Raw genomic sequence first — 16,889 nt, forward strand, 5'->3', positions numbered from 1 at the left:
TCATTTAACCGTGATCTGGCCGAGGGCCGGCTTCTGTTCCAGGGCCTGGTGCTGTGGCGCATAGACCTGGGTGAAGCGTACCGGCGGCAGGTTGAACTGGCCTTTTTGCGAGAAACGCACCAGATGACGCAAGCGCAATTCACCGCTCAGGGCATCGACCGGAATCGCGTAGGCCAATTGTCCCGGTTCGAAACGGGCCTTTTCCAGCGAGCTCGGCTCGCTGCCGGCCTTGCCCATGAGTTTGATGCCCCAGGTCGTACGCTCTACATCCGCACCGGGTGGCAGCGGCACTTCGAGCATGCCGTAGCGCAGTGGCTTCGCGGCGTTGCTGGCGATGATCACTTCGTCCAGGTACAGGCTGTCACTGGACAATGGCTGGGTGCCGACCGCTTCCAGCTTGAAGTTGAAGGCTTCGTCACCCGGCACCAGCCGCGACAGGCGACGGGTGATGGTCACGGCCATCGGATCGAATGCCGGTTGCTTGCTCTGGAAGCTCAACGCGGCCCGCAGCGGACGCTCCTGGGCGCCGGTCAGGGACAACACGCCAGGCACTTGCGCACCTTGCCACTGCCAGTAGATTTCGCCGGTAGCGCCCTGCCCTTGCTTCCAGCCTTCACCCGGTGTCAATGCAACGGCGGGGGAAGCCTGTTCGATGCTGCGCTGCAACCAGGTCAGCGCCAAAGCACGCTCCAGGGTCGATTGCTGCGGCAACAGACGTTGCAACAACGCTGTCGCGTGTGCCTGATCGAAGGGTTGCAGCGACAGGTTCAAGGCTTCGACAAACGGCTGGGAGCTGGCAGCCAAACGTTGCCGGGCATCCGCCAGTTGCCGATTGAAAGCGTCCGGCAGATTGACCTTGGCCTGTACGGCCATCGATGCGGTCAGCACGCGAGCACTGGCCAGACCCAGCGCCGAGTCCGGATCGCTCATGACGATGCTGTCTTGCCCCTCGTCCATCAGGTTTGCAGCATTGCCCTCGCCGGCTTTCGCCAGATCGTCCATCAAACCGCTGAGCAACGTATTCACCGGTAATTGCATCTGCCGGGCGAACGACACAATCAGCGCTCGCTGCAACAGCGGCGTGTCCTTCGCCTGTTTTGCGTAGATCTCCAGCACCTGCTGCCAGTGCTCCGGCGGCAGACTCAGATCCAGCGCCTTGCTGGCGTACCAGTCGGCGTAATAGGCGTAAGCGGTGAGGAACGCGTCCGGCTCGCCATCCTGGCCCCACCAGGTGAAGCACGCGGAAGGCCCGGCCATTTGCACCAGCCGCAGACGGCTGTTCTGCATGATCAGCCGCAAGCGGTCACGAATCCGCGGGTTCGACGACAAGGTCGGGTAAGCGATGCTCAGCGGCAGCAAACGACTGGCGGTCTGCTCGACGCCACCGTACGGGTAGCTCAACAGGTCGTCGAGGGCCGAACGGAACAGCGCTTGCGGGCTGTCATCCAGCCGCAGGCGGATATCGCTGGCATCCGCCGGCAGGGTCAGCGGTGTATCGCCGCCGAGCACATCCAGACTTTGGCTTTGAGTCACTTGCCAACCTTCGCCGGTCGCGGTCAAGTGCACGGCCAGGGCGTCTGCGGTTTTGCCATCCTGCACCAGCTCGGCGGTCCATTCGCCACTGGCCAATGCGAAGGCGGGTAGCGCGATGTAGTTGATGCCGTTGTTCAGGGTCACCGGTACACGCTGATCGACGCCGCCGTAATGGATCACCAGCTCGGCCTTGACCGGTTTCTCGGACTGGCTGAAAGCGAACACCCCGAGATCCGGTTTGTCGCCGCTGCGGAATTTGCCGGGCCCGCTCCACTTCAGGTACAGCGGTTTGTCCGAGCGCACGAATTGCTTCTTCTGACCGACCTGACCGTCATCGGCAATGGCCCGGGCGGTGATGCGCCAGCGAGTCAGGGAGTCGGGCATCTTGAAGGTGAAGCGGGTCTTGCCGTTGGCGTCGGTCATCAACTCCGGCTGCCACGCCGCCGTGTCGACGTCTTCGCGGCGTGGTCGCTCCAGCACTTTCACTCCGCGCTCGCTACGGTTGGCCTTGCCTGGCGCGCCAGGGCTGCCCGGCAAGGCCACGTCGTAGCTGATGAACGACAGGCTGGCGCTGGTGCGCACGTTGTTGCGCCGTGGGTGGTAGAAGAACTGGTCGATGGTCGGCGCGACTTCCGGTTGCAACGCGTAAATCATTTCATCCACCACGCTGACCGTCAGGTGCGCCGGAACCGGCTTGCCGGCGAACCGGGTGGTCAGGTCCACCGACACGGTGTCGCCCGGCTGGTAGCTGTCCTTGTCGGTGGCGATGGTCACATCGATCTGCGGCGCGACGACTTTGATGCCGATGTTCTGGAAGCTGTACTGGCCGCCCTTGGTGTAGAGCACGGAAAAGGTCAGGTTCGGGGCGAACGTGTCCTTCACCGCAATCCGCGCGCGGTACTGCGTGGGGCTGAGTTTTTCCATTTTCAGCCAGTCGCCGCCCTTGGACAGCAATGCCGTGGCCTCGACTTTGTCGCGCTCCAGAGACAACAGGGCATCACTGACCGGCTCGGGGAACGTGATCAGTGCCAGCGCTTCATCGCCCGCCTTGTACTCGGGTTTGTCGAGAACGATTTCCACAGTGCCTGGTACGGCTTTGACCCCGTCGCCGGTGACCGAATGGCCGGTGCCACCCAGCGCACGACCGTGCTCATCCTTCAACGTCAGGTTGTAGGTACCCGGGCGATCGAACGTCAGTGCAAAACCTTTATCCGCGGCCGCGAGCTTGCCCTCGCCCTGGGTCTGGTCTTCCAGGCGCACCCAGCTGTAGGTGCTAGGGCTCAGCGCTTTGCCCTGCTCGCTGCCACCCTCGTTGGCGTAGCTGAATGCAACCTTGTCGCCTACCGCACTGAAGCGCTGCGGCGCGCTCAAGCGGAAACTTGCGGCGCCGCGGTCGATGAGGATTTCCTTGGTGGTCTTGACCCGATACGCCGCGCCGTCGCTGGCGAACACCGTGAGCATGTAGCGACTCGGTTTCTCGGCGGCCGGCAGGTCCAGCGTGGCGTTACCCTTGGCATCGGTGGTCAGTTCGGTGCTGGTCAGCTCCACCGGGAATTGCCCGAGGTATTGCAGCTCGTTGTCGACCATCGACAGTTGCTGGGCGCGCAGGCTCAGGCTCAACTTGGCGTTGGCCACGGGCTTGCCGTCCGGATACAGCAGCACGAGGCTACCCTTGACCGGTTCGCCGGTGCGGTAATCCTGTTTGGCCAGACTCAGGGAAATTTCGAAGTGCGGCTTGATGTATTCAGCAACGCGAAAGGCACTGCTGTAGGCCTGATCCTTGTAGCTGAAGCGCAGCTCATAACCACCGGCCACAGCGTTTTCCGGTAACTGGAAGCGGCCCTGGGTACCGGCCTTGGAATCCAGCTTCAACGCCAACGATTGCAGCGCGGTGCCGGTGGCATCCAGCACGCTGACGTTGACGTCGGCCGCCGCTGGCTGCACCGAGTCCCGGGCGTTCTTGAACTCGCGACCCACGATTTTCAGCGACACCCAATCCCCCGGCCGATAGAGCGGACGGTCGGTGAATGCATAGAGTTTGGTGTCGTAGATCTCACTGTCGTAATAGAAGTTCTCGGAGACAAACACCCCGCCCTCTTCGTCCTCTCCGATCACGAAGGAACGCTCCGGGCTGGCGTGTTTCAGACGCAGTAAACCATCGGCGTCCGTGGCGCCACTGCTCATGACACCCAGGCCATCGGTCCACAACACATTGACCTTGGGCACTGAACTGCCTTCATGTTTGCGTGCGGCCCAGACCAGGAGTTCATCGCCAGCAATCTTGCTCACGGCCACGGTGTTGGAGACGAACACCATAGTGGTCGCACGGTACTTGCCGATCAGCGCCTCCACCAGATACAGCCCCGGTTTCAGGTTACCCAACGGGATGTAGACGTTACCCGGTGCGACACTGATGAACTCGCTGGAAGACCCCGCCAGGTTCACACCCGCAGGCGGCTGTATCGGCTTGGCCTCCCACAGCGGATAACGAAATTGGCTGACCACCGGCAGACCCGGAATCAAGGCAAATTGCGGCTGCGCGTCGTAAGGCGTTCGCGCGACGATGGCGGTGCCCATCTTCAGTTCCGGCACTTCCTCGGTGACCTGTTTGCGAGACTCGTAAGAAAACGCTCGCTGCATCACCCGACGGGATTTGCGGTACCAACTGTCCCACAGGTAGGCGAGAGTGTTTGACAGGCCCTCACCCTTGAACTGGCCGTCGCTGACCACGCGGTGCAGGTTTTTCTGACGCTTGAGGAAATCCAGCGGTTTGTCGATCCGATAGACCCGAATGTCCGCGCCGCCGTAGGGCTCCATGCGGAACCGGCGATAATCGCGGCCCGGCGCTTCGAGGCGAACCATCGCCTGTTCATCACTGGCAAAACTGCTGTCGGCCAACAGGAAAAAACTTTCACCGGCCACCGCCGTGTAGCCGCTGGGCTCGACGGAATCATCGGCATTGACCGTGGCCAAAGGGGCCAGCAAGGCCAACAACAGGGGCAGTTTTGAACACATGCGCAACATGCGGGCACCGATCATTGGGAGAGAAAGTTCAGTCGATAGACGCCGATGAAGTTGGGGTTGGCTGCGTCGGGAATCCATCGGGTGTCCTTCCATGTCATGAGTTGCTGCAGGCTTGCGGAGCGCATGCCGTTATCGGTAGGGGTGGTGGTGCCGGTGTGATAGGCGATGTAGCGGCCCATCCAGATCATCAGGTGCTGGTCGTCGCCCTGATCGAAAAACATCAGATCGCCAGGCCGGGCCTGGGCCAGGTCGCGGCCCACCCGACGGCTGTTGAACTGAATCAGCTTGATGGCGTTGACGTAAGGCCCGACCTTGCCACCGCCCTGCTGCCATTGCTGGGCGAGGCTGCGCTGGGCGTCGCTCAATGGCAATTCCGGCGGCAGGTAGCGGTTGGACAGGCCATTGCTGCGTAGCCATTTGTCATCGTGGACTTTCAGCGCTTCGTTGGCGGCGAAACGTACCAGCCCGGCACAGTCCTGCTGAAACCAGCGCGGGCTCGGACCCTGGGTCAATTGCTCTTGGGCGATGCGCACGAACCAGGCGCGAAAGACCTGGGATTGCTGCGGGTCAAGCGGCGCGGCTTCGCTGGCAAATGCCCGCGTGCCGAGCAACAGCGCCAGCAGGCCAAGGCCTCGGATGAGTACCGTCACAGGGCTTTCCACTCCAACGGCAACCATTGCCAGTGGCCATCGGGCTCGCTGCCTTTGGGCAACGTCAGGGCGTATTTGCCATAGCCACCGAGCGTGTGCAGTTTCGGAATCAGGTAGGTTTGCGCGGCGTTGTAGAAAACCGGCTCCATGTCTTGCGGCAGGCTATCCAGGGTTTCTCGCTGCATCAGCTGTGCCATGGAATCCGGGCCGAAGTAGAGCGGCGTCAACTGATCTTTCGGCAACACGTCGGCCAGTGGCGGGAAACGTTTGTCGAGGGTGCCCAGGGCTTTGTCCACCAGGGTGTCGTCGAGGGAGAACAACAGCGTCGAGCCGTGGCGCGCCAGACTCACCCGCAGGAACGCCTTGCCGGAGATTGCGTCAGGCTGCTCGGCAGCCTTGGCCGGGTATTGGYCAAAGTTGGAGCTGACCTGGCGCTGCCACCGATGGGTTACACCTTCCTGTTTCTCGACCACCGCAAAGGCGTGCTCGGCGACGTTTTTTTCATAGGCGCCCACCATCGAGCCAAACAGCTTGCCCAGATCACCGTCGAGCTTGGCGCTGTCCTTGTCATTCAGGCTGGCGACCAGCAACGGTGTGTACAGCCGTGAATCGGCGTACCAACAGAGGCCGGCGGCACCGGCCACATGGTCGGTCAGGGCCTGGGCCACCGCTTCGTCGGCGCCGAGTTTCACCAGCAGCGGTTTTTGTTGTTCGGCAGCCAGCGGCAGGGCCACGCAGGCGCTGGCGCCTATCGGCATGGCTTGCCAGATCGGTTTGAAATCGAAGTCCGGCTGGTTATCCAGTTCATCCATGGCCAGGAAACTGTGCCAGCCCTTGTCGTCCATGTCGAAACGCAGCCCGGCGAAGTTGGGGATGAAGCGCTGGTAACCCATGGCCAATACGCTGGAACTGACCGAGAGCCGTTGTTTGACCTCCGGGGCTTTAGGTTGCAGCCCAAAGGCTTCGGGGAAGAGTTTTTCGCCACCCAGCAGTGCTTCCAGCGCCTGGGTCGAGACCATGCCGTGCTCGTCGGTCGGACCATGGCCCACGTCATACAGCTTGCGCGGGTTGGACAGCACCACCAGTTTGTCGCCGTGAGAAGCAAACACCAGGGCTTTGCTGGCGTTGTAGGTGAGTTGATAAACAGGCACCACATCGCCGGCGACGTGCATCTCGCCGATCTGGCTCAACTGCGAATCATCCAGCGCCACTTTAGCCAACGGCTCCAGCACCTTGGCCAGGCCACCGCGATCCATCACCAACAGGAAGTCCTTCAGGCGACCATCCGCCCCACGCCACAGCGCCACGTCTGCTGGCTGATCGAATAGCTGTTCGATCAGGCTGTCCTGCAACTTGAGGTCATGCTCGTAAATGATCCGGCGCAGACTGCCGATCAACCCGAGGCGATCGGCATGGGCTTCGTAATAGAAGACGAAATCTTCGGTCAGGGTTTCCTTGAGAAATGGCACCGTCAGCAAGTCCTTGGGCAACTGGCTCAAGGAACGGGTTTCCAGCAGACCGTCCGGCCGGCTCATGCCCAGTTTGTCACTGGCCAACTGCGCAGCCGGCGCCTTGGGTTTGTGCATGAGCCATCCCAACCCGCCCGCCACGCCGGCCACCAGGCACAGCGCGATCAGCAGCGCCGGCCAACGACGAGAGGTGTTGGCCGCAGGTGCGCCGGCGGCCGGGGAATCGGCCGGTGAAATCGTGTTATCGCTCATGTTCACGCTCATGTTCCCAAAGCTCGGCAATTCATCCGTGGTGCGGGATGTTCAATAGTTGAAAGTCTTGACCAGCAACAGATCACCGATGGCCCGCAAGGGCACGATGAACGTCTCGCGTTTTTCGTCGACGGTGTTTTCGTTGAGCACCAGATTGATCTGCGAGGTGATCACCTCGTTCTGATTGCTGGACTCATCGAAGTTATAGCCGCCGCTGCCGAAGTTGCCCCAATAGTTCACGTAAACCAGATAGGTGCCATGCATCGGTGCGGTCATGGTGAACATTTCCGGGCCCGGGCCATCGACACCATCCGGGTCGAGGCCGCCACCGTTGGTCAACGTCGTGTGGGCGAAAAACGCATGCTGGCCGTCGGGGGTAATGATGTGCAGATCGAGTTCGGCCTTCGGATCGTCCCAACCCAGCACCACGCGAATCCGCGCCGGGGTGCGCAGGTTATTCGCTTCATAGAACTGCACGCGCTTGAGCGACTTGCCTTCGGAACTGCGGACTTCGACACTGTTGGAACCAGCGCCGAACGCATACGGGCGGGTGAAACGCCCGTTGTCATCGGTGTACAGATTCAGGGGATTGCCGTTGACCGCGAGGGTGTGAGGCCCGCGCAGCGTGCCAATGGCCTTGAGCTGCCCCTCGATCATCGTGCGATTGCGCTGCACGCCCCGATCGATGGGCGGTGTGGGATAGGCGACTTGAGGGTTTTCACTGCGGTCCAGCAGGCCGTTATAGCGCCAGCCACCCACCGGTTCCGACACTTCGGCCGTGGGCCCTGCCCAGGCAGCCGATGCGCAGACCAGTGCGATCAGCAGTGAAAGAAAACAACGCATGTGACGCCTCCTGCCATGCATAACGAAACCTTGCGCCCGATCCTCGGCGCATTACAGATCAAAAAACTGTGTTTCGTCAGAAAGACCCGTGGTTATTGGGTCGTAGAAAGCGCGAAGGTTAGCGATATGGGCGGTTTTTAACAATCAGATACAACTAAATTTGCGGCGAGGATCACGCCATCGGCTGGACGACGGGCCGAATAGTGGATCGATTGTCAGCAGGTTCTGACATCAACGTGGTTTTTACCCCGCAACGGCTGCGCCAAATACCCCGCCCATTTGCCCCTCTCCCCCCTATCTGCTAGTGTCGCGCCGGTTTAACGTCTACCGGAAATCGCCGCCATGGCCCGCAAAAAAGCTGCACTGGATTTCGAACAATCCCTCGCCGACCTGCAAACGCTGGTCGAGCGCCTGGAGAACGGCGAGCTGTCGCTGGAAGACTCGTTGACCACTTTCGAGCAGGGCATCGGTCTGACCCGTGATTGCCAGGCTGCGCTGGCGCAGGCCGAGCAGAAGGTTCAGGTGCTGCTTGAGCGCGATGGCGAGCTGTCCGAGGCTCCCTTTGACGCGGAACAGCCAGAATGATCGCGGCGTATTCGGCCAGCAGTCAGGCCCGGGTCAACGCGGCACTCGAAACCCTGTTCACCGCGCCTAGCCCTGAACTCGCACGTTTATATGAAGCCATGCGCTACAGCGTGATGAATGGCGGCAAACGCGTTCGTCCGTTGCTGGCCTATGCGGCCTGCGAAGCGCTGGGCGGAGAAGCTGAGCACGCCAACGGCGCGGCTTGTGCGGTGGAGCTGATCCACGCGTACTCGCTGGTGCACGACGATTTGCCGGCGATGGACGACGACGATCTGCGTCGCGGCCAACCGACCACTCACAAGAAATTCGATGAAGCCTGCGCAATTCTCGCCGGTGACGGCCTGCAAAGCCTGGCATTCAGCGCTTTGCTCGACCCGCGCCTGAATTCAGCCGACGCTGAAACCCGCCTGCAAATGGTCAGCACCCTGGCGTTGGCGGCGGGCCCGGCCGGGATGGTCGGCGGTCAGGCCATCGACCTGGGGTCGGTCGGCTTGAAGCTTGATCAAAAAGCCCTCGAATACATGCACCGGCACAAGACCGGCGCGCTGATCGAAGCCAGCGTCAAGCTTGGCGCCCTGGCCAGTGGCCGCGCCGAGAAAGACCAACTGAAATCCTTGCAGACCTATGCACAGGCCATTGGCCTGGCGTTTCAGGTGCAGGACGACATTCTCGATGTCGAAAGCGATACCGAAACCCTCGGCAAGCGCCAGGGCGCCGATATTGCCCGGGACAAACCGACTTATCCGGCGCTGCTCGGCCTTGATGCGGCCAAGGCTTATGCCCTGGAACTGCGCGATCAGGCCCTGCACGCACTGCGACCGTTTGACGCGTCGGCCGAGCCGCTGCGTGATCTGGCGCGCTATATCGTCGAACGCCGCAACTGATCCGGCGCTCGTTGCCCACTGCAAATCGGCCAAGTTCCGAGCTCTGCGTGGGCAGCGTGCGATGCATCAGGTAAACTGCCGCCTCTTTTATACCTATAACGATTCGCCTGATGCCCACGACGTTTCATGAGATTCCCCGCAAGCGCCCGACCACGCCCCTGCTCGACCGTGCCAACACGCCGGACGGCCTGCGCCGGTTAGGCGAAGCCGAGCTGGAAACCCTGGCGAATGAGTTGCGCCTGGAATTGCTCTACACGGTCGGTCAGACCGGCGGGCATTTCGGTGCAGGCCTGGGTGTCATCGAGCTGACTATCGCGCTGCATTACGTTTTCGACACCCCGGACGACCGGCTGGTGTGGGACGTAGGTCATCAGGCCTATCCGCACAAGATCCTCACCGGTCGCCGCGAACGCATGGCCACCCTGCGCCAGAAGGACGGTATTGCGGCCTTCCCGCGTCGCTCCGAGAGCGAGTACGACACCTTTGGCGTCGGCCACTCCAGCACCTCGATCAGCGCAGCGCTGGGCATGGCGATTGCCGCCCGCCTGCAAAACAGTGATCGCAAGGCGATCGCTGTGATCGGCGACGGCGCACTGACCGCTGGCATGGCGTTCGAAGCGCTGAACCACGCGCCGGAAGTCGACGCCAACATGCTGGTGATCCTCAACGACAACGACATGTCGATCTCGCGCAACGTTGGCGGGCTGTCGAATTACCTGGCGAAAATCCTTTCCAGCCGCACTTACGCCAGCATGCGTGAAGGCAGCAAAAAGGTCCTGTCGCGCCTGCCCGGCGCCTGGGAAATCGCCCGTCGTACCGAAGAATACGCAAAAGGCATGCTGGTGCCCGGCACCCTGTTCGAAGAACTCGGCTGGAACTACATCGGCCCGATCGACGGCCACGACCTGCCCACCCTGATCGCCACCCTGCGCAACATGCGTGACCTCAAGGGCCCGCAGTTCCTGCACGTGGTGACCAAGAAAGGTAAAGGCTTCGCCCCGGCGGAAGTCGATCCGATCGGTTACCACGCGATCACCAAGCTCGAACCACTGGACGCTCCTGCCGCCGCGCCGAAAAAAGCCGGCGGGCCGAAGTACTCCGGCGTGTTTGGCGAGTGGCTGTGCGACATGGCCGCGGCTGACCCGCGCCTGGTCGGCATCACCCCGGCAATGAAAGAAGGCTCCGACCTGGTGGCCTTCAGCGAGCGTTTCCCACTGCGCTATTTCGACGTGGCGATTGCCGAGCAACACGCGGTCACTTTCGCGGCCGGCATGGCCTGCGAAGGCGCCAAACCGGTGGTGGCGATCTATTCGACGTTCCTGCAACGCGGCTACGACCAACTGATCCATGACGTCGCGGTGCAAAACCTCGACGTGCTGTTCGCCATCGACCGTGCAGGCCTGGTGGGCGAAGACGGCCCGACTCACGCCGGCAGTTTCGACCTGTCGTTCCTGCGCTGCATCCCGGGCATGGTGGTGATGACCCCGAGCGACGAAAACGAACTGCGCAAAATGCTCAGCACCGGCCATCTGTACAACGGCCCGGCGGCAGTGCGTTACCCGCGCGGCACCGGCCCGAATGCCCCGATCGAGAAAAACCTCGAACCGATCGAAATCGGCAAGGGCGTGATTCGTCGCCAAGGCAGCACTGTCGCCCTGCTGGTGTTCGGCGTGCAACTGGCCGAAGCACTGAAAGTCGCTGAAAAAATCGATGCGACCGTGGTCGACATGCGCTTCGTCAAACCGCTCGATGAAGCGTTGGTACGCGAGATCGCCGGCAGCCACGAGTTGCTGGTGACCATCGAAGAAAACGCCATCATGGGCGGTGCCGGTGGCGCGGTCAGCGAGTTCCTCGCCCGCGAGAACATCCTCAAGTCGATGCTGCATCTAGGCCTGCCGGACGTCTACGTCGAGCACGCCAAGCCGGCGCAAATGCTCGCCGAATGCGGTCTGGACGAAGCGGGTATCGAAGAAGCCGTACGTCAGCGCTTGCAACTGCTGGGCCTCTAAACCCCAAACCGGCACAAAACCCTGTGGGAGCGAGCCTGCTCGCGATAGCGGACTGACAGTCAACTCTGATGCTGACTGACACACCGTAATCGCGAGCAAGCTCGCTCCCACACTGGATCTATGTCGCGCAAAGATCTCCAGTGGGAGCGGGCTTGCTCGCGAAGCAGGCACCTCGGTCTCAGTAGTCCGGGGCAATCAACCGGCACAACTTGGCGGTCGCTTCGATCATCTGCCCGCTCGGCCGCTCCAGGCCTTTATCCGCCACCAACAGCAATTGCCCTTGAGCCACCGCGGTCATCTGCGGCCAGGCTTTCCAGGCGTCGAGCTGTGCCTGGCTGCTGGCGAGGATCACCTGGGGATTACGCGAGAGCACTGACTCCACACTGACCTGCGGGGCCGGCAAGGTCATGTCGGCGAACACGTTGCGCGCACCGCACACCTCAAGCGCATCGCTGATGATCTGCCCGCCGCCTACGGTGTAAAGCGGCTGATCCCAGACCTGATAAAACACCCGAAGCGGTTCTTTGCGTTGATAGCGCTGGCGCAAATCGTCGAGTTGCTTGCGCAAATCAACCGCAAGCGTGCGCCCACGCTCGGGCCGGCCAAGCTGCTCGGCGATCGCTTCGATTTGGCGGGTCAGTTGTTTGAAATTATGCGGTTCGGCGACATAGGTCGGGATCCCCAGTCGGCTCAGTTGCTCACGCTGGGCCGGGCCGACACTGCCAGGCCAGAGCAACAGTAAATCCGGTTTGAGACTGAGCAGGCGCTCAATATCCAGCTGACCGTAACGGCCAACAGAAGGGATGGAGTCGAGTGCTGCAGGACGCTCGCCAGCATCGAGCACGCCCACCAGCAGGTCGGCAGAGCCCAATTCAACGACGATTTCCGAGAGTGACGGCGCGAGGCTGACCACCCGCTCTACCGCGACCGCCGAGCCGCTGATGGCCAGCAGCAGAACCGCCAGCCAACGGCACATCAGCCGAGTTGACGCGGAATACGGTAAAGGTAGAACAGTACCGCGGTCGACAGCGCCAGCAGAACCAAAGGCACCGCTTCAAGACCGACGAACACCGCCAGAGCACCGATCCAGGCCGGCAAGGCCGCAACAAGGAGTGCTTGACGGCGTTTAGCCGCCAAGGCAACCCAGGTCGCGGGTTCTTCCGGGGTATCGAGGGCTTTCTGGGTGGCGATCAAGGCGTGTTTGTAGCCGCCGAAAAACCGCAGGCTGACAAACATCGAGGCCACCCCGGCAATGAAAAACGGCATCGCCAGCACTGGCAAAAACGCCTCGCTCTGACCGAACACGCCGTTGATCACCAGCAGCGGCAGCAGGGCCAGCGCCAGGTATTGCCACCAGTTGACGGACAGTCGCCGCCGGACCTGACCGCGAGTCACGCCCGGTCTGCCTCGCCCTGGTGCTCGTTGCCCATCATGTGGTCGAGCTTGCTGGCCTTGGTCGCCAGGTAGAGCTTGTTGTGCGGATTGTGACCGGTGTGCAGCGGCACGCGCTCGGCAACCACAATGCCCATGTCGGTCAAGGCTTTGACCTTGCGCGGGTTGTTGGTCATCAGGCGCAGAGATTTCACGCCCAGGTGCTCAAGCATCGGCAGGCACATGGCGTAGTCGCGCTGGTCGGCAGCAAAGCCCAGACGCTCGTTGGCTTCAACGGTGTCGGCGCCACCATCTTGTAACTCATACGCGCGGATCTTGTTCAGCAGGCCAATGCCACGGCCTTCCTGACGCAGGTAAAGCAACACGCCGCGACCTTCGCGGGCGATCGCCTGCAACGCCGCCTCGAGTTGCGAACCGCAGTCGCAACGCTGGCTGAACAAGGCATCGCCGGTCAGGCATTCGGAGTGCAACCGGCCGAGTACCGGGGCACCGTCGGCGACATCACCCAGGCTCAGTACGACGTGCTCGCGGCCAGTGGCCTCATCGAGAAAGCCATGCATGGTGAATTGCGCAAAAGGCGTTGGCAGCTTGGAAGCGGCGACAAAAACGACAGGCACCGGTGTGCTCCTGATCTGTATGTACTGGAGATTCGCAGAGGGGGCATTGTAACAGCAGGTTCCTACAGACGCTTAGGCTGAATTATCGCCCATAACGATCAAGAAGTTTGATCACTGCGCTACCAGACCAAGCAAACACGCGGCCCCGTAGCAGCTGGCGCAGCCTGCGTTCGTGTGCGCAGCGCACGTAAATCCTGACGACTCGATCAGCATGATGCACCGCAGAGCATGGTTTTGCGACAGCTCCGTCCGAACGCGGCCCGCACACGAACGCAGGCTGCGCCAGCTGCTACAGGGTGGCGCCAGTGGCTACTGTGTCAAACGGATAAGGTTGTTTCCAATGCTCGAAAATCGGTTTCAACTGGCCGGTTTTGACCAGCAACGCCATGCGCTTGTCGTACAGCGCCATCAGGGCACGGGCCCGTGGTGTATCGGCGAAACCAAGGTACAACGGCAGTTCGGTCAAGTGTGTGCGCCGGTACAGGGACGGATCCTCAGCGCCTGCGAGCACTTCATTGATTTCCGTCAGCGCGTCGATATAGAAGTCCGCCCGAGCCTGTTTGAGCATCGGCAAAATTCCGCTACGGCGTTCGATCTGGTTATAGCGGTGGATGTTCGGCAGGTAACTTTCGTAGCGATAGCCACGGACCCAGGCCAGTCGGTACGCACCCAGAGTCTCCAGAGTCGGTGTCGGGTTGCTCGCAAGGCCCAGGGCATAGATATGATCGGAGTCGAAATTCCAGTGGGGATACAGCACCTGATCGGCCTCATTGGAATAGGAGCCAACCAGCGCGTCCACTTCACGACGCTGCACCAGCCCCACCGAACGGGTGTAAGGCACGGTGCGAATATCCAGTTTCACTCCAGCCGGCTCGAACACGGCGCGCAAAATATCCCAGGCCAGCCCATGGCCATCGGCGGCGGTGTAGTCATCCCAGTCCTCGCTGGCCAGATGAATCACGGCCGGTGTCGTCGGCACATCCGCCGCACGAGCGAGCGAACAGAACACCGCAAAAACCAGAACCCACAGCCAGCGCCCGACCATCCCCCAGCCCCTCAATCTATTCGTCGATCAATCAACCCATCAGGCGAAATACCGGACCAGCCCCTGCAGCGCCAACCAGGCAAACACGCCTGCCAGCACGTCGTCGAGCATGATCCCGACACCGCCATGTACATGTCGGTCGATCCAGCGAATCGGCCATGGCTTGAGAATGTCGAAGAAGCGGAACAGCAGGAACCCCGCCAATAGCCAGTACCAACCTGTCGGCACCAGCCACAGGGTGATCCACATCCCGACCATTTCGTCCCAGACGATGCCTTCGTGGTCGTGCACCCGCAAATCGTCAGCAACCTTGCCGCACAGCCAGAAGCCGAACAGCATCGTGATGCCGAGCATCAGCCAGTAACCCCAGTCGGGCAACATCTGCCATAACGGAACAAAGGGTAGCGCAACCAGCGAGCCCCAGGTGCCCGGCGCCTTGGGCAAGGTGCCTGAGCCGAAACCGAACGCCAGGAAATGCCAGGGATTGCGCCAGACCGATGGCGGCACATGTTCTGCCGGGCCCTGTTTGGGATGATCTGTCACGGTGTCTCCCGAAAATGTTGATAACCCCGGGCTTGCGGGGTGATGTCTTGCCCGTTCGCGTCCAGCAGCGTCACGCCCTGCCCGGCCACGACCCGCCCGACAACGTGAATCGGCCAGCCGTCGGCGAGCAGTCCCGGTAGTTGCGCGGGTGGCAGAGTGAACGCCAGCACGTAGTCGTCGCCACCACTCAAGGCCGCCACGCGGGCGGCATTCTCACCGAGAAAGCTCACCAGTGCCGTGGACAGCGGCAGCTTTTCGCTTTCGATCAGCAAACCGACAGCCGAGGCCTTGGCGATATGCCCGCAATCGGCGAGCAAACCGTCAGAGATGTCCAGTGCCGCGGTGGCTTTGCCGCGCAACGCCATACCCAATTCAAGCTGCGGCTGTGGCGACCAATAATGCGCCAACAACGGCCCGGCAACATCGGCGGGCGCGACGCGCTCACCCAACACCAGCGACAATGCACCGGCGGCGTTGCCCAGCTCACCGCCCACGCACACCAGATCACCGGGTTGCGCACCGCTGCGGGTCAGTGCCTTGCCTGCCGGGACCCGACCGAACACGGTCATGGTCAGGCTCAGCGGTCCGCGTGTAGTGTCGCCGCCCACCAGCTGTACGCCGCAGTTTTGCGCCATGGCGTTCAAGCCTCGGGCGAAGGCGTCCAGCCAATCGGCGGTCACCGTCGGCAAGGTCAGGGCAAGGGTAAAGGCAATGGGGGTGGCGCCCATGGCAGCCAGATCGCTGACCGCCACAGCCAGCGAACGCTGACCGAGCAAAAACGGGTCGCAAGGGTCTGCGAAATGCACACCGGCCACGAGCGTGTCGGTGGAAATTGCCAGCTGCTCCCCTGGGGGAACAGCGAGCAAGGCGCAGTCGTCACCGATTCCCAGGTCAACACCTTCACCGCCTTGCGCACACGGCGCGGCGGCGAAATAGTTGCGGATCAGCTCAAACTCGCCCATGGCAATGGCAGTTCAAGCGCCGATCAGCGCTTGAACGCCTTCACTTCAGCTTCACGCAGGCGCGGGGCCAGCTTGTCGAGTACACCGTTGACGAACTTGTGGCCATCGGTGGAACCGAAGACTTTAGCCAGCTCGATGCCTTCGTTGATCACCACGCGGTAAGGCACGTCGACACGCTTGAGCAGTTCCCAGGTGGACAGGCGCAGAACCGCCAGTTCAACCGGGTCCAGCTCTTCGATTTCGATGTCCAGGCATGGCTTCAGCGCGGTGTCGATTTCAGTCTTGCATGCCGGAACCCCATGGAGGATTTCGCGGAAGTAAGCACCATCAACATCGGTGAAATCGTTATCGACCCGGAACTGCGCTTCGATCTCGTTCAGCGATTGCTTGGCCATGTGCCATTGATACAGCGCCTGGGTCGCGAGCTGACGGGCTTCGCGACGCTTGACGCTTTTCGATGGTTTGCCAGCATCCGCAGGCTTTGGATCGCGCGGGTTGAAACGATCGCTTTCGTCGCTAATCACTTGGCCTCCAACTGCGCCAGCAGGCTGACCATTTCCAGAGCGGACAAGGCAGCTTCAGCACCTTTGTTGCCGGCCTTGGTGCCGGAACGTTCGATGGCTTGCTCGATCGAGTCGACGGTCAGTACGCCGAACGCGACCGGTACGCCGAATTCCATGGACACCTGGGCCAGGCCCTTGGTGCACTCGCCAGCCACGTATTCGAAGTGCGGAGTACCGCCACGAATGACCGCGCCCAGTGCGATGATTGCCGCGAACTCGCCCTTCTGAGCGACTTTCTGCGCAACCAGCGGGATTTCGAAGGCGCCAGGGGCACGGATGATGGTGATGTCGCTTTCGCTCACGCCATGGCGAACCAGGGCATCAACAGCACCGCTTACCAGGCTTTCAACAACGAAGCTGTTGAAGCGGCCAACAACCAAAGCGTAGCGGCCTTTGGGGGCGATGAAGGTACCTTCGATGGTCTTCAGGGTCATTCGACAAATCTCTTAAAGAGCCGGGACGCGTTCAGTACGCGTCCCTCAGTGATATTTGAACCGCGAACAAGGGGGTGAAAAACA

At 61.6% G+C, this 16,889-nt stretch carries 15 protein-coding genes; 3 read left to right on the forward strand and 12 right to left on the reverse strand.

Annotated elements, in window-relative coordinates:
• Genes AC1DHT_RS07475 through AC1DHT_RS07490 form a run of 4 tightly spaced genes read right to left on the reverse strand, consistent with a single transcriptional unit; the run spans position 1 to position 7,771 of the window.
• Positions 1–4,572 (reverse strand): alpha-2-macroglobulin family protein, encoded by a 4,572-nt coding sequence (locus tag AC1DHT_RS07475; protein ID WP_427541832.1) that lies wholly within the window; start codon positions 4,570–4,572, stop codon positions 1–3.
• Complete coding sequence (locus AC1DHT_RS07480) at positions 4,569–5,234, reverse strand: DUF1175 domain-containing protein (protein WP_427541700.1); 666 nt, start codon at positions 5,232–5,234, stop codon at positions 4,569–4,571. The genes AC1DHT_RS07475 and AC1DHT_RS07480 overlap by 4 nt, the downstream gene beginning before the upstream one ends.
• The gene (locus AC1DHT_RS07485) at positions 5,204–6,928 is read right to left on the reverse strand and encodes a DUF2138 domain-containing protein (protein ID WP_477761316.1); all 1,725 of its coding nucleotides are present in this window, start codon (positions 6,926–6,928) and stop codon (positions 5,204–5,206) included. The genes AC1DHT_RS07480 and AC1DHT_RS07485 overlap by 31 nt, the downstream gene beginning before the upstream one ends.
• Before the next feature lie 51 nt (positions 6,929–6,979).
• The gene (locus tag AC1DHT_RS07490; RefSeq protein ID WP_427541695.1) at positions 6,980–7,771 is read right to left on the reverse strand and encodes a YfaP family protein; all 792 of its coding nucleotides are present in this window, start codon (positions 7,769–7,771) and stop codon (positions 6,980–6,982) included.
• A gap of 342 nt (positions 7,772–8,113) precedes the next feature.
• Between AC1DHT_RS07490 and AC1DHT_RS07495 the strand changes: the two genes are divergently transcribed.
• From AC1DHT_RS07495 to dxs, 3 genes are all read left to right on the forward strand, one after another.
• On the forward strand, positions 8,114–8,356 hold the full coding sequence (locus AC1DHT_RS07495; protein WP_427541692.1) for an exodeoxyribonuclease VII small subunit: 243 nt from the start codon (positions 8,114–8,116) through the stop codon (positions 8,354–8,356).
• Positions 8,353–9,240: a (2E,6E)-farnesyl diphosphate synthase gene (gene ispA, locus AC1DHT_RS07500; RefSeq protein WP_427541689.1), complete on the forward strand. Its 888-nt coding sequence runs from the start codon at positions 8,353–8,355 to the stop codon at positions 9,238–9,240. The genes AC1DHT_RS07495 and ispA overlap by 4 nt, the downstream gene beginning before the upstream one ends.
• A 110-nt stretch (positions 9,241–9,350) precedes the next feature.
• Positions 9,351–11,249: a 1-deoxy-D-xylulose-5-phosphate synthase gene (gene dxs, locus AC1DHT_RS07505; protein ID WP_427541686.1), complete on the forward strand. Its 1,899-nt coding sequence runs from the start codon at positions 9,351–9,353 to the stop codon at positions 11,247–11,249.
• Between the two features lie 178 nt (positions 11,250–11,427).
• On the opposite strand, the gene AC1DHT_RS07510 is transcribed toward dxs, so the two are convergent.
• The 8 genes from AC1DHT_RS07510 to ribH form a co-directional block, all read right to left on the reverse strand.
• A complete protein-coding gene (locus AC1DHT_RS07510; RefSeq protein ID WP_427541683.1) occupies positions 11,428–12,225 on the reverse strand; it encodes a cobalamin-binding protein in 798 nt (265 codons plus the stop codon).
• A complete protein-coding gene (locus tag AC1DHT_RS07515) occupies positions 12,225–12,644 on the reverse strand; it encodes an MFS transporter (RefSeq protein WP_427541680.1) in 420 nt (139 codons plus the stop codon). Before AC1DHT_RS07515 ends, AC1DHT_RS07510 begins: the two co-directional genes overlap by 1 nt.
• A complete protein-coding gene (ribA, locus tag AC1DHT_RS07520) occupies positions 12,641–13,258 on the reverse strand; it encodes a GTP cyclohydrolase II (RefSeq protein WP_019693842.1) in 618 nt (205 codons plus the stop codon). Before ribA ends, AC1DHT_RS07515 begins: the two co-directional genes overlap by 4 nt.
• A 289-nt stretch (positions 13,259–13,547) precedes the next feature.
• Positions 13,548–14,303 (reverse strand): substrate-binding periplasmic protein, encoded by a 756-nt coding sequence (locus AC1DHT_RS07525; protein WP_427541677.1) that lies wholly within the window; start codon positions 14,301–14,303, stop codon positions 13,548–13,550.
• 39 nt (positions 14,304–14,342) lie between these two features.
• Positions 14,343–14,846, reverse strand: coding sequence for a phosphatidylglycerophosphatase A family protein (locus tag AC1DHT_RS07530; protein ID WP_427541675.1), 504 nt, complete (start codon positions 14,844–14,846; stop codon positions 14,343–14,345).
• Complete coding sequence (gene thiL, locus AC1DHT_RS07535) at positions 14,843–15,808, reverse strand: thiamine-phosphate kinase (protein WP_427541672.1); 966 nt, start codon at positions 15,806–15,808, stop codon at positions 14,843–14,845. The genes AC1DHT_RS07530 and thiL overlap by 4 nt, the downstream gene beginning before the upstream one ends.
• 23 nt (positions 15,809–15,831) lie before the next feature.
• Positions 15,832–16,332, reverse strand: coding sequence for a transcription antitermination factor NusB (gene nusB, locus AC1DHT_RS07540; protein ID WP_427528540.1), 501 nt, complete (start codon positions 16,330–16,332; stop codon positions 15,832–15,834).
• The gene (ribH, locus tag AC1DHT_RS07545) at positions 16,329–16,805 is read right to left on the reverse strand and encodes a 6,7-dimethyl-8-ribityllumazine synthase (protein WP_003228649.1); all 477 of its coding nucleotides are present in this window, start codon (positions 16,803–16,805) and stop codon (positions 16,329–16,331) included. Before ribH ends, nusB begins: the two co-directional genes overlap by 4 nt.
• Positions 16,806–16,889 lie beyond the last annotated feature (84 nt).

It is taken from the genome of Pseudomonas sp. 05N432 (genome assembly GCF_056396945.1).